We start from the raw sequence: 20,779 nt of genomic DNA on the forward strand, positions 1-20,779 counted from the left end.
TGGATTCAGCGCAGCACTTTCAGGCCCCGCATTGCGGGGCTTTTTTTTGCCTGAGGGACTACCTTTTCCACGGTTCGCGAGCAAGCTCGCTCCTACATGTTGTGCAATCCCTGTAGGAGCGAGCTTGCTCGCGAAGCTTTTTTGAGCGAAAAAAAACGGCGCACCAGGCGCCGTTTTTTCATTGTTTTGCACTCACACGGTAGCAGCAGACTCTGCCTTGCGCGCCGTCAAACCCAGCAGCTCGTTGCTGCGGGTGTTGACCTCACGGTACAGCGCCGCATCGCTTTCCAGCACCTTCTCGCGTGCCGGGAAGATAGCCTTGAGCTTCTCGGCCCAGGCCGCGTTCACTTGCTCAGGGAAGCAGCGCTCGATCAGTTCCAGCATGATCGACACAGTTACCGAAGCACCTGGCGATGCACCCAGCAGGGCGGCGATGGTGCCGTCCTTGGCCGCAACCAGTTCGGTGCCGAACTGCAGGATGCCGCCTTTCTTCGCGTCCTTCTTGATGATCTGCACGCGCTGGCCTGCAATCTCCAGGCGCCAGTCGGCCGCTTTGGCGTTCGGGAAGAAACGCTTGAGCGATTCCATGCGCTGTTCGCTCGATTGCAGCACTTCGCTGATCAGGTACTTGGTCAGGTCGAAGTTGTCGCGTGCTACCGCCAGCATCGGGCCGAGGTTGCTCGGGCGAACTGACAGTGGCAGGTCGAGGAACGAGCCGTGCTTGAGGAACTTGGTGCTGAAACCGGCGTAAGGGCCGAACAGCAGGGATTTCTTGCCGTCGACGACGCGGGTGTCCAGGTGCGGCACCGACATGGGCGGCGAACCGACCGCTGCCTGGCTGTACACCTTGGCTTCGTGCTGTTTGACGATCTCTGGGTCATCGCAACGCAGCCACTGGCCGCTTACCGGGAAACCACCGAAGCCTTTGCCTTCGGGAATGCCGGACATCTGCAACAGTGGCAGGGCCGCGCCGCCGGCGCCGAGGAATACGAACTTGGTGTCGACTTCGCGAGTAGCAGCGGACTGGGTGTCCTTGATGGATACGCGCCAGCCTTTATCAGTGCGCTTGAGGCCTACAACCTTCTGGTTGTAGCTCACGCGGCAATCGCTTTGCTCACTGAGAAACTTCAGCAACTGAGTGGTCAGGGCGCCGAAGTTGACGTCGGTACCAGACTCCACACGGGTGGCGGCGATGGCTTCATCGGCAGCGCGGCCGGGCATCATCAGCGGCATCCACTCGGCCATGGTGGCCTTGTCTTCGGTGTAGAGCATGTCATCGAAGGCGTGGTGCTTGACCATGGCGTGATGACGGGTTTTGAGGAACTGGATGCCCTTGTCGCCCTGCACGAAGCTCAGGTGCGGAATGGGGTTGATAAAGGCTTTAGGCGAACCGAAGTTGCCTTGCTGCATCAAGTGCGCCCAGAACTGCTTCGACACCTCGAACTGGGTGTTGATCTGCACGGCTTTCTTGATGTCCACCGAGCCATCGGCGGCTTGCGGGGTGTAGTTGAGCTCACACAGCCCGGCGTGACCGGTACCGGCGTTGTTCCAGGGGTTGGAGCTTTCAATGGCTCCCGAGCCCTGCATTTCAGCGACTTCCAGCTTGATGCCGGGGTCGAGCTCTTTCAACAGCACGGCCAGTGTCGCGCTCATGATGCCGGCACCTACCAGCAGCACATCGACAGCCTCGTAATCGTTTTGCGCCATTTGCTCGCCACACTCTTGTGAAGTTGTGAAACCGTTTTTTCACGCTCTTTTGGATACGTGAACCTCAAAAGTTCGGGTGCCAAGGGTACGTTCTGCGCGCTTTTACCAGCCCGTATAGAGCAAGTGTGAGAGCAAGGCAGAGGTGCTGCAAGGCCACGCGAAGTGGGCGACTCTCTGGGGCGGTGCGACTGATGCTGAGTACATCAGGGTAGCTGCGAGGCCCGATCAGGAGACGACCTTATAATCGGGGCGCGATTATAACGGCGAAATGACAAAAGTTGGTTTTTTAGCGTGACTTTTCTTTCCCCACCGGTCAGCCCGCCAACGCCAGAGCCTATAAATGCGCGGATGCCGACCGGTATTTCCAGCGCCTGCCATGCTAAAACGCCAGCATCGCCGGAACCTCGCCATGCCGGCTGTGTCTGAGATTTCAGCGCTGTCAGGCCGCCATCGCGCTGGGTATACTGCGGCCCCTTCAAGCGGCGATTTTTGGTGGCCGCATCTGCGGCCCAAGCCGGGCGTTTTCATTCCTTGTGGAGAGATGAGCATGCTGCACCGTCTGTTGTTTGGTCTGATCGCTGTAACCAGCCTGACGCTGGTGGGCTGTGCCCACAGCCCGCAACAACTGAGCCCAACTCCAAAACTCACCAGCAACCTGACTCCGGTCGGCCAGGGCCAGCCCGTGGTGGTGCGTGTGGTGGATGGTCGACCATCGCCGGTACTCGGCACCCGAGGCGGTCTGTACCCGGAAACCAGCGCCATCAGCGTGAATGGCGCCGACATTCTGCCCAAGCTGCAACAGCAGGCTGAAGCCGCAGTGCGTCTATTGGGCTTTACCCCGTCGCCGGGTGCGCTGAACGCTCCGCAAATCACCATTACCTTGGCCGAGCTGAAATACCAGTCGCCCAAAGAAGGCATGTACGTAACCGAGGCCAACATTGGCGCGACTTTCCGCGCGGATGTGCAAAACGCCACCCGCCGTTACAGCGGTCGTTACGGTGCAACCCTGGACCAGAAATTCGGCATGGCGCCCAACCAGGACACCAACACCAAGCTGGTCAGCGATGTGTTGAGTGATGCACTGACCCGTACGTTCAAAGATCCAACCATTGGCCAGATTCTGGCTCAATAAGGTTCTCGCTAAAGTGAAAAAGCCCGGCTAGTAGCCGGGCTTTTTTTTGCGCTGATAACCTCATCCAATCCTCGTCATTCCCCCGCAGGCAGGAATCCAGAGTGCTGCGACTTACGAGGTTTGCTGACACATTCTGGATCCCCGCCTTTGCGGGGATGACGGTGTAAGGCTACCCGCACAAACAATTTCGCCCTTGCTGCTTGGCCTGATACAGCGCGCTGTCGGCCCGGGCAATCAAGGTCTGCAAGGTATCGTTCGGCCGAATTTCGGCCAGGCCAATCGACATCGTCACCCCCGGCAACACGCCCACCGGCGAATAGAACGAACTCACCTGCTCCAACGCCGCGCGCAGCCGCTCGCCAATGGCGCGGCCTTCTTCGGCGTTCATTTCCGGCAGCAGAATCACGAACTCTTCACCGCCGTAGCGGGTCAGGCTGTCTTTGGGCCGCAACTGATTGCGCAGGGTGTGCGCCACCAGACACAGGGCGTAATCGCCGGCCAAATGACCATGGTTGTCGTTGTAGGCCTTGAAGTGGTCGACATCGAGCATCAACAGGCACATCGGCTGGCCATTGAAGGCGCAGCGGGTGTTTTCCCGTTCGAAGATATGTTCCAGCCAGCGGCGATTGAACGCGCCGGTCAGGGTGTCGACGTTGGCGTTCTGCTCGCTGTCGATAATGATCTGGTTGCCTTGGCGTACGCGCTCGCACAGCAGTTCCAGCAGGTTCTGCATCAGCTCCGGCGACTGGGCGAACAGGCTGAACAGCGACTCACGGTGCAACCGCAGCACCAGGCAGCGGGTAGCCGCCACCACGTAGGCGGAAGGGTGGTCGTTGTCGATAAAACTGATCTCGCCCACACACTCGCCGGCCTGCAGGGTTTTGACTGCCGGGTTGTCCATGGAGGCGAGGAACACTTTCAACTCGCCTTCCAACAAAACATACAGGTGCTGGTTACGGTCGAAGGGCGAGAGGAGAACTTCCTCGGCGTCGACTTCAAAGGCATGAAACTGTTCCAACAGACGGCCCAGGTTATGGGCGGCGACATTCTGGAACAGGCGCATGTCATGAATGGAATGCAGGTCGGCCTGCCACTGCGCGTTTTTCATCGCAATCGAAGCGTTCCGTGTGAATAAGCAATAGGGAATGGCATCGCGACGCGTCCTTTCGTAAGTGCGAAAACCCGTTAGCTGAACTAGGTCCAGGCCAGGACGAATACCAGGGCAGCGCGGGCGATCATCATGTTCGCCGTACTGCCTGACGGTGTTTCGCCGATTGCGGCTGGTTGGCAAAGACCCAGATGAACCATAGCTGGCACGGCAGCAATCTGCTGCTCAGCGGTTCACAGCCCGGCAAGATTTCTGAGAGGCGGCACGCTCGTTCCGTTCACTATTTTTTCAGGTAGCGTCAGGTGCCCATCACTACCTTATAGCGCACGGCATAGCCGGCCAGGCACGCATTGACGGCTGCATGGCGCGCGGCATCTAGCTCGGGCAGGTACACGTGGGCCAATTGGCCGTGGCTGTCGTGCGCCGTCACCTCAACCCGCACCTGCGGGTCGATATGCCGTAGGTCGGCTTCGAAAACCCGACGGATGGCATCGTAGCGCAGCGTCGGTTTGAAGGTCTTGCCCACCGCCGTAAGGGGGATGGCGTCGATGATCCATACATCCTTGGGTACCGCCGCGCGCTCGGGAATATGAGCACCGGCATGGGCCAGCAGTTCTTCGCTGGTGACCGCCGCGCCCGGAACCAATTGCACATACACCACCGGCAACTCGCCGGCCTTGGCGCAGGGTTTGCCCACCGCTGCAGCCATGGCCACGGCCGGGTGTTTGTGCAGTGCTTCTTCGATCATCTGGGGGTCGATATTGTGGCCGCCGCGAATGATCAGGTCTTTGCTGCGGCCGGTGAGCCAGATATAGCCGTCGGCATCAATTCGGCCCAGATCGCCTGTATTGAACCAGTCGCCGTCCACCCAGATGCCCTTGTTCTTGTCTGCCTGCAGGTAGCCGTTGAACACCGTGATACCGCGCAGCACCAGGTTGCCGATTTCATTTTCCGCCGCATCGCGCAGGTAATTACCTTGCTCATCGAGCACGGCAATTTTCACTTCGCAGTACGGCATTCGAATGCCAATGGAGCCCGGGCGGCTTTCCCCGGCCGGCGGGTTGCCGCAACTACCGCAGGTGCCTTCGGTGAGGCCGTAACCTTCGATGATCTTGAGCCCTGTTTTGCTTTCGAACTGGCGGATCAATTCCACCGGCATCGGTGCCGCGCCGCATAACGCGTGACGCAGGCTCGACAGGTCGTGCCCGGCGCTAGGTACCTGCAGCAGGCCGGCGTAGATGGTCGGCACGCCGCTGAAAAAGCTCACCCGGTAACGCTCGATGATTTTCCAGAAGTGGCTGATCAGGCTTGGGTTGCGATAGCCCTGCGGCGTCGCCAGCACCACCTCGGCGCCGACGTAAAAGGGCGCCAGGCCGGTGACCATTACGCCGTTGACGTGAAACAGCGGCAGGCCGCACAGGGTCACGTCGCTGGGGTGCAGGTCGATGGCAAAGGCCAGAATCATCGCCATCGCCACTTCATTGCGATGGGTATGCGGCGCCAGTTTTGGCGTGCCGGTGGTGCCGCCGGTGTGAAAGTACGAGGCAATGTCGTCGGGGCTGATGACCCGGCCGCTTTCCAGGTGGTCGGTCGGGCAGTCGGCAATCAGCTCGTCAAAATCCAGCACGCCTGCCGGCAAGCCGCCGCGCTGGGCTTTTATGCCGGCGCGTTGCGGTTCAGGCAGGTAGTTGGCCATGTCTACGGTAATGATGTGCTTGAGCTCCGGCAGGTGCTCGCGCAGGTCGGCAACCTTGTCCCAGAGGTCGGTGCCGGGAAAGGGCGCCAATGTCACCAATACTTCGGAGTCCGAGGCGCGAATCAACTCGGCGATATGTTCGCTGTCCAGCAGCGGGTTGATCGCATTGGCCACCCCGGCCGCTTCACCGCCCCAGATGGTGAAATGGGTGTGCGGCAGATTCGGCAGCAGAAACGACACGGCCTTGCCGGGCCGAACGCCCAGGCGGTGCAGGGCGTTGGCCGTCTGCGTGACCTTGGCGAACAGCTCGCCATAGCTCAAGCGATACGGCTGTTCTTCGTGGTTGCCTTGCAGCAGAAAGGTCAGCGCCGTGGCGGTGCCGTTGCGCGCCGCGCTGCGTTGCAGCAACTCGTAGGTGCTGGCCGGCATATCGCGGTCTTGCAGGGCGACTTGCTCGATGGCCAGCGTGTCGCGCAAAGACGCAATGGCGGGGACTTCAGCGGGGTGGTGCACAACGGCTTGGCTCATCTGCTGACCTTTTTTTCCAGTAGGTAGTGTTCAGCCCAGTTGCGCTGCCAGCCAGGTGCCGATATCGCGGATTTCCTGGGGCAACACTTCATGGCTCATCGGGTATTCCTGCCATTTCACCGGCACACCTTGCGCCTGGAGGCAGTCGTGAGCAGCGCGGCCCATGGCGCGCTGCACGATGTCGTCATGTGTGCCATGCAAACAGTAAACCGGCAGTTGTTTTTTTGTATCTGGCAGCACCACGTCGCTGCTCAGGGTCGGCGAATAGGTGGACAACGCCAGCACGCCACCCAGTGGCCCTTGCCAGCGCAGGAAGGCCGCGTGATATACCACCGCGCCCCCTTGCGAGAAGCCGGCGAGAAAAATACGCGCCGGATTGATACCGCTGTCGCGTTCCCCTTCGATCAGCTCGATCACTCGCTGCGCCGAGGCTTCCAACTGTTGGTTGTTGATGGCGCGGGCCGGGCTCATGGCCAGAATGTCGTACCAACTGGGCATGGCGTAGCCGCCATTGATGGTCACCGGCTGCGTTGGGGCTTGCGGCAAGATAAAACGCGTACTGGTCAACGATTGTTGCAGCGCTTCGGCCACCGGCAGGAAATCGAAGCGGTCGGCCCCCAGCCCGTGCAACCAGATCACGCAGGCGTCTGCCTCATGTGTGGGCTCAAGTATCAGATTTTCGTGCATGGCAGGCTCCAGTTCGGTGCGTTCGCTCCGCGATGGGGCGCGGGCTGAATGAGTGTTTGGTTGATCCGTTAATTACTTGTCGCAAGGTTACAAGTTTTGCTCTTGACCTGCCTGAATCGCCCCTTTCAGGGGCGTGTGGTACGGCGTTTGCTATAACTGATTTAACCGATTGCATGCCCCAATTTGGGTAACACTCCATCGTTTTCGTGGTCCGACTCATGCAAAGTAGAGCGCGGCGACGTAGACGGGCAATCGCGTTACGCAGGAACACGCTACAAAAATAAGCCACGGGAAATTCCCAACAGATTCGCCACGGGTCGCAGAGCGACTAAGCGAACGGGAAAATCCCCCACCCGTCTACTCGCGCAAACACATGCAAACAGTAAGCGGGGGGTGAGTTTTGGCCGGTGAGAGCATCGCCAACTAGACTCGCTCTCAGGTCTGCACCCCGTATTGCTCCTCATATGAGGGCAAGCGTGCCTCAAAAGGGTACGGCGGTGGGGCCAAGACTCCAAACACAACAACAGCAACTGGAGGTTTTAATGAAGATGGTGAAATCCACCCTGGCTATCCTGACCGCAGCGACCATTCTTGGCGCCAGCGGCTTCGCTCAAGCGGGCGCGACTCTGGATAAAGTCAAGAAACAAGGCTTTGTTCAGTGCGGTGTAAGTGACGGTCTGCCGGGTTTCTCGGTTCCAGATGCCAAAGGCAACTACCAGGGTATCGACGTCGATATCTGCCGTGGTGTGGCTGCTGCCGTGTTGGGCGATGCCTCGAAAGTAAAATACAGCCCGCTGACCGCCAAGGAGCGCTTCACCGCCATCCAGTCCGGCGAAGTCGACATGCTGTCGCGTAACACCACCTGGACCAGTTCGCGTGATGCGGGCATGGGCCTGGTCTTCACCGGCGTGACTTACTACGACGGTATCGGCTTCCTGGTGAACAAGAAGCTCGGCGTTTCCAGCGCCAAGGAACTCGACGGCGCGACCATCTGCATCCAGGCCGGTACCACTACCGAACTGAACGTGTCCGACTACTTCCGCTCCAACGGCCTGAAATACACCCCGATCACCTTCGACACCTCCGACGAAAGCGCCAAGTCGCTGGAAGCCAGCCGTTGCGACGTGCTGACCTCCGACCAGTCGCAGCTGTACGCACAGCGTATCAAGCTGGCCCAACCGAACGACTACGTGGTTCTGCCGGAAGTTATTTCCAAAGAGCCTCTGGGCCCAGTCGTACGTAAAGGCGACGAAGAGTGGTTCAGCATCGTCAAGTGGACCTTGTTCGCCATGCTCAATGCTGAAGAAGCGGGTGTGACCTCCAAGAACGTTGAAGCCGAAGCTAAAGGCAGCAAAAACCCGGACGTTCTGCGTCTGCTGGGTGCTGACGGCGAATACGGCAAAGACCTGAAACTGCCGAAAGACTGGGCAGTGCAGATCATCAAGCAAGTGGGTAACTACGGCGAAGTGTTCGACCGCAACGTCGGTGCGGGCAGCGAGCTGAAAATCGAGCGCGGCCTGAACGCACTCTGGAACAAAGGCGGCCTGCAATACGCACCACCAGTGCGTTAATAGGCTGTTAGCCGTCTGACCGGGTGCGCCCGGCCAGATGGACTGGCCCAGTGATTGCTTTGCGGTCACTGGGCTTTTCCGTTTCAACGTTCCTGGGGCACTCACTCCATGCAAAATCAAATCGGCACATCGCGGAGCTTCTCGCTAAGCGACCCCCGTTTCCGTGCCTGGCTATTTCAGATCATCACCCTGGTGGCGGTGGTCTCCATGGGCTGGTTTCTGTTCGATAACACGCAAACCAACCTGCAACACCGGGGCATTACCTCCGGTTTCGGCTTTCTCGAAAACAGCGCCGGTTTCGGCATCGCTCAGCACCTGATCAGCTACACCGAGTCCGACACCTATGCACGGGTGTTCGTGATCGGCTTGCTGAACACGTTGCTGGTCTCGGCCATCGGTATCGTGTTCGCCACCTTGCTGGGCTTCATCCTCGGTGTGGCACGGCTGTCGTCCAACTGGATGGTCAGCAAGCTGGCCACTGTTTATATCGAGACGTTCCGTAATATTCCGCCGCTGCTGCAGATTCTGTTCTGGTACTTCGCGGTGCTGCTGCCGCTGCCGGGGCCACGCAACAGCCTGAATATTGCCGACAGCTTCTTCCTCAGCAATCGTGGCCTGTACATGCCCGAAGGCCATACCGCCGATGGCTTCGTTGCCTTTGTGGTGGCTGTGCTGCTGGCTATCGTCGGCACGGTGCTGATGGTGCGCTGGGCCAACAAGCGCTTTGAAGCGACCGGCGTACCGTTCCACAAGTTCTGGGCGGGCCTGGCAATCATGGTGCTGATTCCGGCCATCAGTGTGCTGGCGTTCGGCTCGCCGTTTCACTGGGTAGCACCGGCGCTCAAAGGCTTCAACTTCGTGGGTGGCTGGGTAATGATCCCCGAGCTGTTGGCGCTGACCATCGCGCTCACGGCCTATACCGCGGCGTTTATCGCGGAAATCGTGCGTTCGGGCATCAAGTCGGTCAGCCATGGCCAGACCGAGGCGGCTCACTCGCTGGGTCTGCGTAATGGCCCTACGCTGCGTAAAGTGATCATTCCGCAAGCCCTGCGCGTGATCATTCCGCCGCTGACCAGCCAATACCTGAACCTGGCGAAAAACTCCTCCCTGGCGGCCGGTATCGGTTATCCGGACATGGTGTCGCTGTTTGCCGGCACGGTGCTCAACCAGACCGGGCAGGCCATCGAAGTAATTGCCATCACCATGAGCGTGTACCTGGCCATCAGCATCAGCATTTCCCTGTTGATGAACTGGTACAACAAACGCATTGCGTTGATCGAGCGGTGAGGAAAGGCGCATGACGACTCATACTTTCAAACCCGACATGCCACCGCCGCGCAAAAGCGTGGGCGCCGTGGCCTGGATGCGGGCCAATCTGTTCTCCAACTGGCTCAACACGCTGCTGACGCTGTTCGCGATCTACCTGGTATGGCTGATCGTGCCGCCGCTGTTGAGCTGGACCATCTTCGACGCCAACTGGGTCGGCACCACCCGTGCCGACTGCACCAAAGAGGGCGCCTGCTGGGTGTTTATCCAACAGCGCTTCGGGCAGTTCATGTATGGCTTCTACCCCAGCGAACTGCGCTGGCGCGTAGACGTCACCGTGTGGCTGGCGATCATTGGCGTGGCGCCGTTGTTCATCAACAAGTTCCCGCGCAAGGCGTTCTACGGCATCGGCTTTCTGATCATCTACCCACTGGTAGCCTTCTGGCTCCTGCACGGTGGCCTGGGGCTGGAAAACGTCGCCACCAGCAAATGGGGCGGCCTGATGCTGACTCTGGTGATCGCCACCGTTGGTATTGCCGGTGCATTGCCGCTGGGCATCGTGCTGGCGCTGGGACGGCGTTCGAACATGCCAGCCATTCGTGTGGTCTGCGTGACCTTCATCGAATTCTGGCGCGGCGTACCGTTGATTACCGTGCTGTTCATGTCCTCGGTGATGCTGCCGTTGTTCCTGCCCGAGGGCATGAGCTTCGACAAACTGCTGCGGGCGCTGATCGGCGTCATCCTGTTCCAGTCGGCCTATGTGGCCGAAGTGGTCCGTGGTGGTCTGCAAGCCATTCCCAAAGGTCAGTACGAGGCTGCTGCGGCCATGGGCCTTGGCTACTGGCGCAGCATGGGCCTGGTGATTCTGCCGCAAGCCCTGAAGATGGTGATTCCCGGCATCGTGAACACCTTTATCGCGCTGTTCAAAGACACGAGCCTGGTGATCATCATCGGCCTGTTCGACCTGCTCAACAGCGTCAAGCAAGCCGCCGCCGACCCTGCGTGGTTGGGGATGGCCACCGAGGGCTACGTGTTCGCAGCCCTGGTCTTCTGGATTTTCTGTTTCGGTATGTCCCGCTACTCCATGCACCTGGAGCGCAAGCTGGACACAGGCCACAAGCGTTAGGAGTCGAGTAAATGAGCGAAGCGATCAAACAGCCTGTGAGCCCTGAAGGCATTATCCAAATGCAGGGCGTGAACAAATGGTACGGCCAGTTTCACGTACTCAAAGACATCAACCTGAACGTGAAACAGGGCGAGCGCATCGTGCTGTGCGGGCCTTCGGGCTCGGGCAAATCGACCACCATTCGTTGCCTCAACCGTCTGGAAGAGCACCAGCAGGGCCGCATCATCGTCGATGGTGTGGAACTGACCAACGACCTCAAGCAGATCGAAGCGATCCGCCGTGAAGTTGGCATGGTGTTCCAGCACTTCAACCTGTTCCCCCATCTGACCATTCTGCAGAACTGCACCCTGGCGCCGATGTGGGTACGCAAGATGCCCAAGCGCAAGGCCGAGGAAATTGCCATGCACTACCTTGAGCGCGTACGCATTCCGGAGCAGGCGCACAAATACCCAGGGCAGCTTTCCGGTGGTCAGCAACAGCGTGTGGCCATTGCCCGTGCCCTGTGCATGAAGCCGAAAATCATGCTGTTCGACGAACCCACTTCCGCCCTCGACCCCGAGATGGTGAAAGAGGTGCTCGACACCATGATCGGCCTGGCTGAAGACGGCATGACCATGCTCTGCGTAACCCACGAAATGGGCTTTGCCCGCACCGTGGCCAACCGCGTGATCTTTATGGACAAAGGCGAAATCGTTGAACAGGCACCGCCAAACGACTTCTTCGACAACCCGCAGAGCGACCGCACCAAGCTGTTCTTGAGCCAGATCCTGCACTAGTAGGGAATGGGTCGTAAGAAAGGAGCCGCGAGGCTCCTTTTTTTGTGGGTTTAGTTTTGGGGTGGGGTGATTGTGGAGCGTTTTTGTCGGAGAAGCTTGAGCCTTGGCTAATGGAGCCTGCAAATCGGGTAACGGCTGACCCTCACCCCTAGCCCCTCTCCCGCAAACGGGAGAGGGGAATGCATCTCCGATCTGGCTCCCTCTCCCGTTTACGGGAGAGGGTTGGGGTGAGGGGCTCTTAGTGCAAATGATCCAGCAACCGCTGTGCCGCCTGCTTGCCGCTCAACCAGGCGCCTTCCACGCGCCCGGACAGGCACCAGTCCCCACAGGCGTACAGCCCCAGGTCGGCATCCACCAGCGAGCCCCATTCGTGGTTGCTTGCCGGCCGCGCGTACAGCCAGCGGTGCGCAAGGCTGAACGCCGGGGCGGGCAGGGCGCAGCCGATAAGTTCGGCGAAGGCACCGTGCAACTGCTCGATCACCGCTTCCTTGCTCAAGTCCAGGTGTTGGCGGCTCCAGTTGCTGCTGGCGTGCAGCACCCAGGTATCCATGGCGGTGTCGCGCCCCGGTTTGCTGCGGTTGCGCGCCAGCCAGTCGAGCGGGCCTTCGCGCACAAAGCAGCCTTCTACAGGTGTATCCAGCGGTTCGGCAAAGGCCAGGGCCACCGCCCAGGTCGGGTCCATGGCGACACTGGCGGCGGCGCCGGCCAGCTTCGGCGCAGCAGCCAGCAAGCCGCTGGCCTGGGAGGCGGGGGTGGCGATGATGACGTGGCTGAAGGGGCCGTGGGTTTGGCCGTCGGCGTCCTGCAGGCTCCAGTGCTCGGTGCCGCGGAATACTTCGGTAATGCGGCAGGAAAAGTTCACCGACAAGGCGCCCAGCATCGCTCGGGTGATGGCGCTCATTCGCGGCGTACCCACCCAGCGCACTTGCTCGTCCGGCGAGGCGCCGAGCAGCCCGTCGTTGAAGGTGTAAAGGCTGGGCTTCCACTCGGCTACCCAGCCGCGGGCTTGCCACTGGTGCACGGTTTCGAGAAAACGGCGGTCGCGGGCGGTGAAGTACTGGGCACCCATGTCCAGCGCGCCGGCATCGCTGCGCTTGCTGGCCATGCGGCCACCGCTGCCGCGGCTTTTATCGAACAGTTGAACGGACAGACCTGCATCGTGCAGGGTTTGTGCGGCAGAAAGACCGGCAATGCCGGTGCCAATGATGGCAATGGGGAAACTCATGTCTGACCTCTAAAAAAATCGCAGGCTGGGCGGACTATCTCCTGGTATTGGCCATGGGCGTCAAAGCATAAATGCGGTGGCCGGGCATAGACGGCGCGGCGGCAACCGGGTGTGCTTGCGCGAGGACCTTCCCTCGCTCTGATTCGCGGTTTGGCCACAGGTTCGAACGGCCTGTGTGCTTGTGTTAGGTATAGAACGCTTCCCCGGCAGATGCCTGCTTTGTTTGTGCATCGGGTTCGTCCCTATAATGCCGGCCTTTCTTCCGCTTTATCACGTCTTGTTAGGGAATGTGCATGACCGATCACGCCTTGCTTCTGGTCAACCTCGGCTCGCCGGCCTCGCCGCAAGTGGCCGACGTACGCAGCTACCTCAACCAGTTTCTGATGGACCCCTATGTTATTGACCTGCCCTGGCCCATCCGCCGCCTGTTGGTGTCGCTGATTCTTATCAAACGCCCGGAGGCTTCGGCCGAGGCCTACGGCTCGATCTGGTGGGACGACGGTTCACCCCTGATCGTGCTGAGTCAGCGCCTGCAAGCGGCCATGAAAGACACCTGGAAACACGGCCCGGTGGAACTGGCCATGCGCTACGGCGAACCCTCTTTGCAGACGGTGCTTACCCGCCTGGCCAAGCAAGGCATTAAAAAGGTCACGTTGGCGCCGCTTTATCCACAGTTTGCCGACAGCACCGTGACCACGGTAATCGAAGAGGCCAAGCGGGTGGTGCGCGAACAGAACCTGACGCTGGAGTTCGCCACGCTGCGGCCCTTCTTCGCCGAGCCTGCGTATATCGACGCCCTGGTGGCCAGCGCCCAGCCCTATCTGGAACAGGGCTACGACCACCTGCTGCTGAGCTTCCACGGGCTGCCGGAGAGCCATATTCGCAAGCTGGTGCGTGACCCCAAGCACAACCTGCGCGCGCCGGACAGCAAAGGGGTCAGCGACGAGATCATGGCCTTCTGTTACCGCAGCCAGTGCCAGCGCAGCGCTGAGGCGTTCGCCGAGCGGCTGGGGCTCAAGCCGGAGCAATGGTCGGTGTCGTTCCAATCGCGCCTGGGCGCCAACAAGTGGATCGAGCCCTACACCGAAGCGCGCCTGGATGAGCTGGGCAAACAAGGCGTGAAAAAGCTGCTGGTGATGTGCCCGGCCTTTGTTGCCGACTGCATCGAAACCCTGGAAGAGATCGGCATTCGTGGGCAGGAACAATTCCACGAAGCGGGCGGCGAGGAACTGGTGCTGGTGCCGTGCCTTAACGACAACCCGCAGTGGGTGCAAACCCTGACCGAACTCTGCGAAAAGGCGCCGGCCGGCCTGGGTAACCCGCTTAATTCGTAACAGGTTTTTGCGCGCTGGTTAAAAGCCCCGCTCAAGCGGGGTTTTTTATGCACGAAACAAACGCATCGAGGCTGAAACCTCGCCCGCAGGGCGGCTATTTTCCTGGTAGGAATGGCTTCAGCCTCCATTGGCTGGCGTGGAAACGGCGGTTTTGAAGGCCAATCTCCCGGGTCAATCAATCCAAAGAGCGATTCCAGGAAGTAAAAAACAGGTGCTGACTGGCAAGTCATTCGCCAAAGGCGCCTACCTGCATTCGCTCGGCTGATAACGGCCAAATGGCGCGTCGTATGGGGCTACTCTGCGAGCACTTTCAACGGCCGCGCGTTGCACTGGCAGCGCCGAAGGAGACCAAGGTGCATAACAACAATAATGCCGGTTATCCCTCCAGCCTCCGCGCTTGGGGAACTGTCACCATTTTGATGGTGGCGTACGTCCTGTCATTTATTGACCGGCAGATTCTCAATCTGCTGGTCGGGCCCATCCGCCGCGATCTGGACATCAGCGATACGCAAATGAGCCTGCTGATGGGCTTGTCGTTCGCGCTGTTTTATACCGTGTGCGGCATTCCGCTGGGTCGCCTGGCCGACACCAAAAGCCGTCGTGGCCTCATCGCCATCGGCGTGCTGTTCTGGAGTGCCATGACCGCTGCCTGCGGCATGGCTCGCCTGTACTGGCAATTTCTGCTGTGCCGCATCGGTGTGGGTGTGGGTGAGGCTGCCTTGTCGCCAGCGGCCTATTCGCTGATTGCCGACAGCTTCCCTAGCGATCGCCGCGCCACCGCCATCAGCGTGTACTCGATGGGTGTTTACCTGGGCTCGGGTCTTGCGTTTCTGCTGGGCGGCCTGGTGATTAAATTCGCCTCCGCTCAGGGCGACGTAGTGTTGCCGGTGCTCGGCGAAGTGCGCCCTTGGCAACTGATCTTCTTGCTGCTGGGCGCTGCCGGTGTGCTGTTCACCCTGCTGATGCTGGCAGTACGTGAACCCGCTCGCCGTGGCGTAGGGGCCGGCGTCGCGGTGCCGCTGAGCGAAGTGGGGCGTTATATCCGCTCCAACCGCAGCACCGTGCTGTGCCATAACTTCGGCTTTGCCGGCCTGGCATTCGCCGGCTACGGCAGTGCGGCGTGGATTCCGACCTTTTACATTCGCACCTACGGCTGGGATGCCGGCCATGTAGGCGTGGTGTACGGCAGCATCGTGGCCGTGTTCGGTTGCCTGGGGATCGTCTTCGGCGGTCGTCTGGCCGACTGGATGAACAAGCGTGGTCGCACCGACGGCAATATGCGCGTGGGCCTGATTGCCGCCATCGGCGCGCTGCCGTGCGTGCTGGCCTTCCCATTGGCCAGCAGCGGCAATGTCGCCTCGATCTTCATGTGCCCGGCGGTGTTTTTCCTCAGCATGCCGTTTGGCGTGGCACCTGCCGCCATTCAGGACATCATGCCCAACTCCATGCGCGGGCAGGCCTCGGCCATCTACCTGTTTGTGATCACGCTGATTGGCCTGGGCATTGGCCCAACGGCGGTGGCGATGGTGACGGACTATGGCTTTGGCAACGACAACGCGCTGCAATACTCGCTGCTGATCGTGACGACCGTCGCGGTGCTGTTCTCCATTGTGCTGCTGGCCAAGGGCTTGAAGCCCTATCGGGCGAGCGTGGAGCGGTTGAAAGGCTGGAGCTCGGAGCCAGCTGTGGAAGCAGTCGGGGTTCCGGCCAAGGCGTAGGTTGGGCTGAGCCAAAGGCGAAGCCCAACGTTACGAACGTGTAAGCCCCACCAGTGCTGCCCACAGGACCGAAGCAAGCTCGATCGGTCCTGTTGGGCACCGGAGTTGGGGCTTGTTTGCGCGTATCGTTGGGCTTCGCTTTGCTCAACCCAACCTACGCAATAGCGGGATTTTCGTAGGAGCGAGCTTGCTCGCGAAGCCTTTGATCTTAAACCCAGGTATTCAACTCAAGCGCCAGCTTCGACGTCAGGCGCAGGTACTGCTCACTGGCCTTGGTCAGAAACCCCTGGCTGTCCATGGTCAACTCGCGGCTCTGTTTGCCTGCCGTCTCGTAGCGATACAGGGTGTGCTCGTCCTGCTGACGCAGGCACTGATACCGCTGGCTGCGCGCCTGCAGCGTGAAGGTGAGCATGTCGACGTGCACCACCTGCACCTCTTCGCTTTGCCCTATTTCCAACGCGCTGCGCTGCAAAATCGCCGTGTGGGTAAACGGCGTGGCCGAGAGCATCACGTGTTGGCAGTCATTGAGGTCGTGGCGGGGTTCGCCATTGAGCAGCCAGTGGCCACGAATGTCGCGCTCCAACGTTAAGGTGCGCTGGCCGAGGTTATCCACCTTCAGCCACAGCCGGCGGAAGCGCCAGCGCGGGTCGAAGTGCAGCACATAGGTGGCGGCAATGCTGTTGCCGCGCACGCTCTGAATCAGATGGCTGCTGGCATGAATGCCGCTGTCGTCCTGGCGCAGGCGCAGGTTTTCCACGCCGGGGTTGAGCCAGGGTTTCCACACGAGGGTTTGTTGCTGCATCAAGGTAGGCTGCATCCGTGCAATTCCAGCGAGCGGACGGCGGGGCATATTTGCGGCCGCAGGGCACCGTCCATGGTGTAGACCGGCGAGCAGAATAAGCGGTGATTTCTGTGATGTATGTAGGATTTCGGCTACACAAAAAACTTTTTTTGTTCGGCGCTAGGCCTTGTGCTTGAGCGGTTGCTGCTCGAAATTCACGCCGCTCAAGCCGGTTTCCATCAATGCGCGGATATTGCCGTGGTCGGTGCCGGTCGGCGTAGCGAGCACGCTGCGGTAATGCTCGCCAAAAGCCCGCAAGGTTTCTTCCAGGCTCAGGCCTTCGAGCAGAGCCAGGCCGAGGGTTTTGCACGAGCCTTCGTTCTGCCCGCTGGCATTGTTCTGGTTGCCATTTACGAAGGCACTTTGTTGGTAATCGTAGTGCTCGGCAATAAAGGCCAGGGTGGTGGCGAACAGGTGGTTGTCACTGCGCAGGGCCGCGCGAAAATCGGTAAGTGCAGTCATTACTTCTGGCCTTTGTTGAACGCCGCTTGCTGATCGCTGCTGGCTTCTTTCTGGTATTTGGTTTTCCACTCGCTGTACGGCATGCCGTAGACCTCTTCGCGTGCCTGGTCGATGGTCACCGGCAGGCCGACGTCGTCGGCGGCAGCCTTGTACCACTTGGACAGGCAGTTGCGGCAGAAACCAGCCAGGTTCATCAGCTCGATGTTCTGCACATCGGTGCGATCGCGCAGGTGTTGCACCAGTTGGCGAAAGGCGGCGGCTTCGAGTTCGATCTGTTCTTGCTCGGTCATGGCAACGTACTCCGAGAACGTGCGGGGAAAGGGGATGAGGCAATGGGCGCGATAATAGAAGCGCCCGGCCCGCTCGGCAATGCGGGCACTTGAGGGCGCGAGCGGGTTAGCGATGACCGGCGAGGGTGATCGACACCGACTCGGCAAAGCGCAGGGCATGCAGCTTGTCCACTTCCACCTCGGCATAGCGCACCGCCGGGTGGGCCATCACCAGGTCGAGCAGCTCCTGGGTCAACCGTTCAAGCAGGGCAAAACGGTTGTTTTCCACGTGGGCAATGATGGCCTTGGTGATGGTGCGGTAGTTCAGCGCGTGCTCGATATCGTTGACCTGCACCGCATCCACGGCGGGATAGAGGATGGTCAGGTTGATCAGCACGTCCTGCTTGTTATCGATTTCTTCCTGCTTGATTCCGATGTAGGTGCGCAGGCGCAGGTCCTTGACCCTGATGCGCGCCATTCCAGGCTCCAGTCTCGGCATAACGGTGTACTCCCATCCAATTATTTCAGGTGCCGGCCGCCGTTGACGCTCAAGGTGGTGCCGGTGACATAGGGGTTGTCGAGCAGATAACGCAGGCTCTGGTAGACGACCTCGGCTCCGGGTTCGATACCTATCGCCGATTTGGCCAGGGCTTTGGCGCGGTAGTCGGCATCGTCGCCGTCGTTGAACAGAATCAGGGCCGGGGCGATGCCATTGACCTTGATCGCCGGCGCGTACTTGGCGGCAAACGACAGCGTCAGGCTTTCCAGCCCCGCCTTGCTGGCGCAGTAGGCCAGGTGCTTGGCACTGCCTTTGTGCACCACGTCGTCGCTGATATGCACGATATCCGCCGGGCTCGACTGACGCAGCAACTCGGCGCAGTGCAGGTTGATCAGGTAGGGCGCGAGCATATGCACGTTGAACATCTGCGCAAAGATGGCGCCTTCATTCCCCGGCGTTTCCGCCAGCCACTGCGAGGCGTTGTGCACAATGGCGCGCAGGCGTTGGGTATGGGTTTTCAGCTCGGCGACAAAGGCCAGAATGCTGGCTTCGCTGGAAAAATCTGCCTTGAGGGTAACGGCGCCGCGCTCGCGCAGCCGTTGCAGGCTTTCCCGCTCTTGGCGGTAGGTAACGATCAGCGGGTGACCGTCATCGAGCAAGCGTTCGGCGCAGAACAGGCCGACGCGTTGGCCGGCGCCGGTCAGCAGAATGGGGGCAGAAGCAGGCATGGGGTACTCGTTGGCGAACAGGCCCGGCAACGTTACCCCAGTCTGCTGCCGGGTACAAAAGGCAGCGTTTTACTTGGCCTCGCCTGCCAGTGCCGAGCGGCCCACAACGCGCAGCTCTTTGCGCTTGTGCAACCACGGCGCCAGCAGGCGCGTAGAGAGCGGAATAAACCAGTAGGTCATCAGCGGCGTCAGCGCCAGGGTGCTGAGCAGAATGCGCACCGCCAGCGGCAGTTCGCTTAACAGCCCGCCAAAAATCAGATTGAACGCCAGCGATACCGGGAAGAAGGCCAGCCAGATGGCCACGCTTTGCTTCCAGCGCGGTACGTTGCGACTGGCGCTGCCGAACCAGGCGTCGATACCTTGCACGCGGTGTTCCAGCGGCTGGGCGAACAGGCCTTGGCCACGTTGCAGCCAGGCGCGGCGCGAGGCGGAGTGCTCCCAGCTGGCGAGCAGTTCGGCATCGGCGAAGCGGAATACGATCTGGAATTCGTCATCGTCGGCCGGTGGGGCGAGTACGCCAGAGCCGAGATAACCAGGGAAGTCGGTGGCCAGTTGTTCGCCTTCACGCAGCCAGAGCATGAAGTCCTGGTAACGCTCGCGGGGCACGCGGCGAGCCACCATCAGGGTGACGGGGGAAGCAGACATTATGTATCTCCTCAAAGCCTCGCCGCCGCTCGGGTAGAGCCTTGGCAAAAAAAGCGCCCCAGGGGTGGCGGGGCGTTGGGTGAAGAGTAGTGGTTTTGTGCTGCCAAATGCCAGCCAAAGATGCGTGCTAGAGCGGGAAATTCGTTAGATGGCGGGCGTTGGTTCAACCGGATTGAGCAAGCGATGCTGCTGATAGATGTACTGGCGCAGCTGCTCGCTGTGCGCTGTTTTGCGCCCGCTCAGGCGGTAGGCCACCAGGCGTTGTTTGCTGCGCCGGGCCAAAATGCCTTGCAGCCGAATCGGCTCGGCGCCGGCACGCGGCAACCAATAGGTAAAACTGTTGGGCACCAGTTGATGGCGTACTTCCACCAGCAGCCCCGTAGTGGAAAGCGCGTGCAACCACACGCCGCTGGGCTTGCCGTGCTCGTCCACCAACTCGATGGCGGGCGTCATGTGCAGGCGCCAGGGACGTTCGGACGGGCCCTGTTCCACCACCTGGGGCTCACCGATTTCCAGGCTCAGGCTGTGGAATTCGTCTTCCACCAAGTTCAGCGGGAAGGTCACGCGCTCACCGTTGAAATGCGCTTCGATGGTGAGTTGGTCGCTGGCGGCCAGGCGGGTGAGCAGGGCTTTGGTCTGGGTGCCGCCGTCCACCCGCAGGCTCGGGGTCTGCATCGGGCCGTTTAGACGATGCGGAGTTTGCAGGTCTTGGAGGAAGTCCAATTCCTCGCTGGTGAGAAGGGTTGGGTCTTGCATGGTGTAGATGCTCCAGTACTTCAGATGGGCAACTAGGTGAATCAGTGGCGTCGCTGGTGGGACAGCGAAGCGGTAGTTTTATTAGTGTGTTGCGCAGGGTTTCCGATGGACGGGCCGAACAGTGACGGCAGGCGCTGCTCAGGCATAATGGCCGGCATTTTTTCAGCCCAGCTGCGGAGCGTTTTTGATGAAAGTTGCGATCTTGTCCGGTTCGGTGTTCGGCACGGCCGAAGAAGTGGCTCGTCATGCCACCCAACTGCTCAAAGCGGACGGCTTCGATGCCTGGCACAACCCGCGCGCCACCCTCGACGAACTCAAGGCATTCGCCCCCGACGCCTTTCTGGCCGTGACCTCCACCACCGGCATGGGCGAGCTGCCGGACAACCTGCAACCGCTGTTTCACGCTATCCGCGACGTGCTGCCCAGCGAATGGCGCGGTTTGCCCGGCGCCGTGATTGGCCTGGGCGATGCCAGCTATGGCGATACCTTCTGTGGCGGCGGTGAGCAACTGCGCGAACTGTTTGCCGAGCTGGGGCTGCGCGAAGTGCAGCCGATGTTGCAGCTCGATGCCAGTGAGAGCGTGACGCCGGAGACGGATGCGGAGCCGTGGTTGGCGGAGTTTGCGCAGTTGCTCAAAGCCTGATCACAGCAGGGCTCACCCTGCTCACCGCTATTTCTGCGAGCCCTCGTCATCCTGGCGCAGGC

The 20,779-nt window shown here is 60.4% G+C and carries 20 protein-coding genes; 8 read left to right on the top strand and 12 right to left on the bottom strand.

The features are described from left to right. Positions 1 to 192: 192 nt before the first annotated feature. Entirely contained in the window at positions 193 to 1,707 is a 1,515-nt protein-coding gene (mqo, locus tag PKE98_RS04160; protein ID WP_271194022.1) for a malate dehydrogenase (quinone), read from the bottom strand. Between the two features lie 547 nt (positions 1,708 to 2,254). Between mqo and PKE98_RS04165 the strand changes: the two genes are divergently transcribed. Then, positions 2,255 to 2,839 carry a YajG family lipoprotein gene (locus PKE98_RS04165; protein ID WP_271194023.1) on the top strand — a complete coding sequence of 195 codons (585 nt, stop codon included), beginning with the start codon at positions 2,255 to 2,257 and terminating at the stop codon, positions 2,837 to 2,839. Positions 2,840 to 3,008: 169 nt separating this feature from the next. On the opposite strand, the gene PKE98_RS04170 is transcribed toward PKE98_RS04165, so the two are convergent. The 3 genes from PKE98_RS04170 to PKE98_RS04180 all read right to left on the bottom strand — a co-directional run bounded on the left by PKE98_RS04170 (position 3,009) and on the right by PKE98_RS04180 (position 6,858). Next, positions 3,009 to 3,947 (bottom strand): GGDEF domain-containing protein, encoded by a 939-nt coding sequence (locus PKE98_RS04170; RefSeq protein WP_271194024.1) that lies wholly within the window; start codon positions 3,945 to 3,947, stop codon positions 3,009 to 3,011. A gap of 298 nt (positions 3,948 to 4,245) precedes the next feature. Next, positions 4,246 to 6,171 carry an acyl-CoA synthetase gene (locus PKE98_RS04175; RefSeq protein ID WP_271194025.1) on the bottom strand — a complete coding sequence of 642 codons (1,926 nt, stop codon included), beginning with the start codon at positions 6,169 to 6,171 and terminating at the stop codon, positions 4,246 to 4,248. Positions 6,172 to 6,201: 30 nt separating this feature from the next. Next, positions 6,202 to 6,858: an alpha/beta hydrolase gene (locus PKE98_RS04180; RefSeq protein WP_271194026.1), complete on the bottom strand. Its 657-nt coding sequence runs from the start codon at positions 6,856 to 6,858 to the stop codon at positions 6,202 to 6,204. A 542-nt stretch (positions 6,859 to 7,400) separates the two neighbouring features. On the opposite strand from PKE98_RS04180, the gene PKE98_RS04185 reads away from it, so the two are divergent. The 4 genes from PKE98_RS04185 to PKE98_RS04200 all read left to right on the top strand — a co-directional run bounded on the left by PKE98_RS04185 (position 7,401) and on the right by PKE98_RS04200 (position 11,597). Further along, positions 7,401 to 8,429 carry an amino acid ABC transporter substrate-binding protein gene (locus PKE98_RS04185; RefSeq protein WP_122492822.1) on the top strand — a complete coding sequence of 343 codons (1,029 nt, stop codon included), beginning with the start codon at positions 7,401 to 7,403 and terminating at the stop codon, positions 8,427 to 8,429. A gap of 108 nt (positions 8,430 to 8,537) precedes the next feature. Then, entirely contained in the window at positions 8,538 to 9,716 is a 1,179-nt protein-coding gene (locus PKE98_RS04190) for an amino acid ABC transporter permease (RefSeq protein ID WP_271194027.1), read from the top strand. A 10-nt stretch (positions 9,717 to 9,726) separates the two neighbouring features. Beyond that, complete coding sequence (locus tag PKE98_RS04195) at positions 9,727 to 10,821, top strand: amino acid ABC transporter permease (protein WP_271194028.1); 1,095 nt, start codon at positions 9,727 to 9,729, stop codon at positions 10,819 to 10,821. A gap of 11 nt (positions 10,822 to 10,832) precedes the next feature. Continuing rightward, complete coding sequence (locus PKE98_RS04200) at positions 10,833 to 11,597, top strand: amino acid ABC transporter ATP-binding protein (protein WP_271194029.1); 765 nt, start codon at positions 10,833 to 10,835, stop codon at positions 11,595 to 11,597. A gap of 238 nt (positions 11,598 to 11,835) precedes the next feature. Here PKE98_RS04200 and PKE98_RS04205 read toward each other — a convergent pair whose 3' ends face one another. Continuing rightward, the gene (locus tag PKE98_RS04205; RefSeq protein WP_271194030.1) at positions 11,836 to 12,822 is read right to left on the bottom strand and encodes an NAD(P)/FAD-dependent oxidoreductase; all 987 of its coding nucleotides are present in this window, start codon (positions 12,820 to 12,822) and stop codon (positions 11,836 to 11,838) included. A 293-nt stretch (positions 12,823 to 13,115) separates the two neighbouring features. Here PKE98_RS04205 and PKE98_RS04210 point away from each other — a divergent pair, with 293 nt between their 5' ends. Together PKE98_RS04210 and PKE98_RS04215 are read left to right on the top strand one after the other, a co-directional pair. Further along, on the top strand, positions 13,116 to 14,156 hold the full coding sequence (locus PKE98_RS04210) for a ferrochelatase (RefSeq protein WP_271194031.1): 1,041 nt from the start codon (positions 13,116 to 13,118) through the stop codon (positions 14,154 to 14,156). Positions 14,157 to 14,509: 353 nt separating this feature from the next. Beyond that, positions 14,510 to 15,874: a spinster family MFS transporter gene (locus tag PKE98_RS04215; protein ID WP_271194032.1), complete on the top strand. Its 1,365-nt coding sequence runs from the start codon at positions 14,510 to 14,512 to the stop codon at positions 15,872 to 15,874. A 208-nt stretch (positions 15,875 to 16,082) separates the two neighbouring features. On the opposite strand, the gene PKE98_RS04220 is transcribed toward PKE98_RS04215, so the two are convergent. The 7 genes from PKE98_RS04220 to PKE98_RS04250 all read right to left on the bottom strand — a co-directional run bounded on the left by PKE98_RS04220 (position 16,083) and on the right by PKE98_RS04250 (position 20,074). Beyond that, positions 16,083 to 16,691 (bottom strand): putative glycolipid-binding domain-containing protein, encoded by a 609-nt coding sequence (locus PKE98_RS04220; RefSeq protein ID WP_271194033.1) that lies wholly within the window; start codon positions 16,689 to 16,691, stop codon positions 16,083 to 16,085. 144 nt (positions 16,692 to 16,835) lie between these two features. After that, on the bottom strand, positions 16,836 to 17,177 hold the full coding sequence (locus PKE98_RS04225; protein WP_271194034.1) for a HopJ type III effector protein: 342 nt from the start codon (positions 17,175 to 17,177) through the stop codon (positions 16,836 to 16,838). Further along, on the bottom strand, positions 17,177 to 17,467 hold the full coding sequence (locus tag PKE98_RS04230; protein ID WP_271194035.1) for a DUF1244 domain-containing protein: 291 nt from the start codon (positions 17,465 to 17,467) through the stop codon (positions 17,177 to 17,179). Before PKE98_RS04230 ends, PKE98_RS04225 begins: the two co-directional genes overlap by 1 nt. Before the next feature lie 106 nt (positions 17,468 to 17,573). Then, positions 17,574 to 17,945 (bottom strand): dihydroneopterin triphosphate 2'-epimerase, encoded by a 372-nt coding sequence (folX, locus tag PKE98_RS04235; RefSeq protein ID WP_110616686.1) that lies wholly within the window; start codon positions 17,943 to 17,945, stop codon positions 17,574 to 17,576. 20 nt (positions 17,946 to 17,965) lie between these two features. Next, the gene (gene folM, locus PKE98_RS04240; protein ID WP_271194036.1) at positions 17,966 to 18,673 is read right to left on the bottom strand and encodes a dihydromonapterin reductase; all 708 of its coding nucleotides are present in this window, start codon (positions 18,671 to 18,673) and stop codon (positions 17,966 to 17,968) included. Between the two features lie 69 nt (positions 18,674 to 18,742). Continuing rightward, positions 18,743 to 19,318 (bottom strand): antibiotic biosynthesis monooxygenase, encoded by a 576-nt coding sequence (locus tag PKE98_RS04245; protein WP_271194037.1) that lies wholly within the window; start codon positions 19,316 to 19,318, stop codon positions 18,743 to 18,745. Between the two features lie 144 nt (positions 19,319 to 19,462). Next, positions 19,463 to 20,074, bottom strand: a complete 612-nt coding sequence (locus PKE98_RS04250; protein WP_271194038.1) for a hypothetical protein — start codon at positions 20,072 to 20,074, stop codon at positions 19,463 to 19,465. A gap of 187 nt (positions 20,075 to 20,261) precedes the next feature. Here PKE98_RS04250 and PKE98_RS04255 point away from each other — a divergent pair, with 187 nt between their 5' ends. After that, positions 20,262 to 20,717 (top strand): flavodoxin, encoded by a 456-nt coding sequence (locus PKE98_RS04255; RefSeq protein WP_271194039.1) that lies wholly within the window; start codon positions 20,262 to 20,264, stop codon positions 20,715 to 20,717. Positions 20,718 to 20,779: the final 62 nt, after the last annotated feature.

This window comes from Pseudomonas turukhanskensis (genome assembly GCF_027922365.1).
Taxonomy (GTDB): Bacteria; Pseudomonadota; Gammaproteobacteria; order Pseudomonadales; family Pseudomonadaceae; genus Aquipseudomonas; species Aquipseudomonas turukhanskensis.

What these genes read in the sequence shown, in the direction of transcription:
- mqo (WP_271194022.1), bottom strand. Translation starts at nt 1,707, where the DNA reads ATGGCGCAAAACGATTACGAGGCTGTCGATGTGCTGCTGGTAGGTGCC.
- PKE98_RS04165 (WP_271194023.1), top strand. Translation starts at nt 2,255, where the DNA reads ATGCTGCACCGTCTGTTGTTTGGTCTGATCGCTGTAACCAGCCTGACG.
- PKE98_RS04170 (WP_271194024.1), bottom strand. Translation starts at nt 3,947, where the DNA reads ATGAAAAACGCGCAGTGGCAGGCCGACCTGCATTCCATTCATGACATG.
- PKE98_RS04175 (WP_271194025.1), bottom strand. Translation starts at nt 6,171, where the DNA reads ATGAGCCAAGCCGTTGTGCACCACCCCGCTGAAGTCCCCGCCATTGCG.
- PKE98_RS04180 (WP_271194026.1), bottom strand. Translation starts at nt 6,858, where the DNA reads ATGCACGAAAATCTGATACTTGAGCCCACACATGAGGCAGACGCCTGC.
- PKE98_RS04185 (WP_122492822.1), top strand. Translation starts at nt 7,401, where the DNA reads ATGAAGATGGTGAAATCCACCCTGGCTATCCTGACCGCAGCGACCATT.
- PKE98_RS04190 (WP_271194027.1), top strand. Translation starts at nt 8,538, where the DNA reads ATGCAAAATCAAATCGGCACATCGCGGAGCTTCTCGCTAAGCGACCCC.
- PKE98_RS04195 (WP_271194028.1), top strand. Translation starts at nt 9,727, where the DNA reads ATGACGACTCATACTTTCAAACCCGACATGCCACCGCCGCGCAAAAGC.
- PKE98_RS04200 (WP_271194029.1), top strand. Translation starts at nt 10,833, where the DNA reads ATGAGCGAAGCGATCAAACAGCCTGTGAGCCCTGAAGGCATTATCCAA.
- PKE98_RS04205 (WP_271194030.1), bottom strand. Translation starts at nt 12,822, where the DNA reads ATGAGTTTCCCCATTGCCATCATTGGCACCGGCATTGCCGGTCTTTCT.
- PKE98_RS04210 (WP_271194031.1), top strand. Translation starts at nt 13,116, where the DNA reads ATGACCGATCACGCCTTGCTTCTGGTCAACCTCGGCTCGCCGGCCTCG.
- PKE98_RS04220 (WP_271194033.1), bottom strand. Translation starts at nt 16,691, where the DNA reads ATGCAGCCTACCTTGATGCAGCAACAAACCCTCGTGTGGAAACCCTGG.
- PKE98_RS04225 (WP_271194034.1), bottom strand. Translation starts at nt 17,177, where the DNA reads ATGACTGCACTTACCGATTTTCGCGCGGCCCTGCGCAGTGACAACCAC.
- PKE98_RS04230 (WP_271194035.1), bottom strand. Translation starts at nt 17,467, where the DNA reads ATGACCGAGCAAGAACAGATCGAACTCGAAGCCGCCGCCTTTCGCCAA.
- folX (WP_110616686.1), bottom strand. Translation starts at nt 17,945, where the DNA reads ATGCCGAGACTGGAGCCTGGAATGGCGCGCATCAGGGTCAAGGACCTG.
- folM (WP_271194036.1), bottom strand. Translation starts at nt 18,673, where the DNA reads ATGCCTGCTTCTGCCCCCATTCTGCTGACCGGCGCCGGCCAACGCGTC.
- PKE98_RS04245 (WP_271194037.1), bottom strand. Translation starts at nt 19,318, where the DNA reads ATGTCTGCTTCCCCCGTCACCCTGATGGTGGCTCGCCGCGTGCCCCGC.
- PKE98_RS04250 (WP_271194038.1), bottom strand. Translation starts at nt 20,074, where the DNA reads ATGCAAGACCCAACCCTTCTCACCAGCGAGGAATTGGACTTCCTCCAA.
- PKE98_RS04255 (WP_271194039.1), top strand. Translation starts at nt 20,262, where the DNA reads ATGAAAGTTGCGATCTTGTCCGGTTCGGTGTTCGGCACGGCCGAAGAA.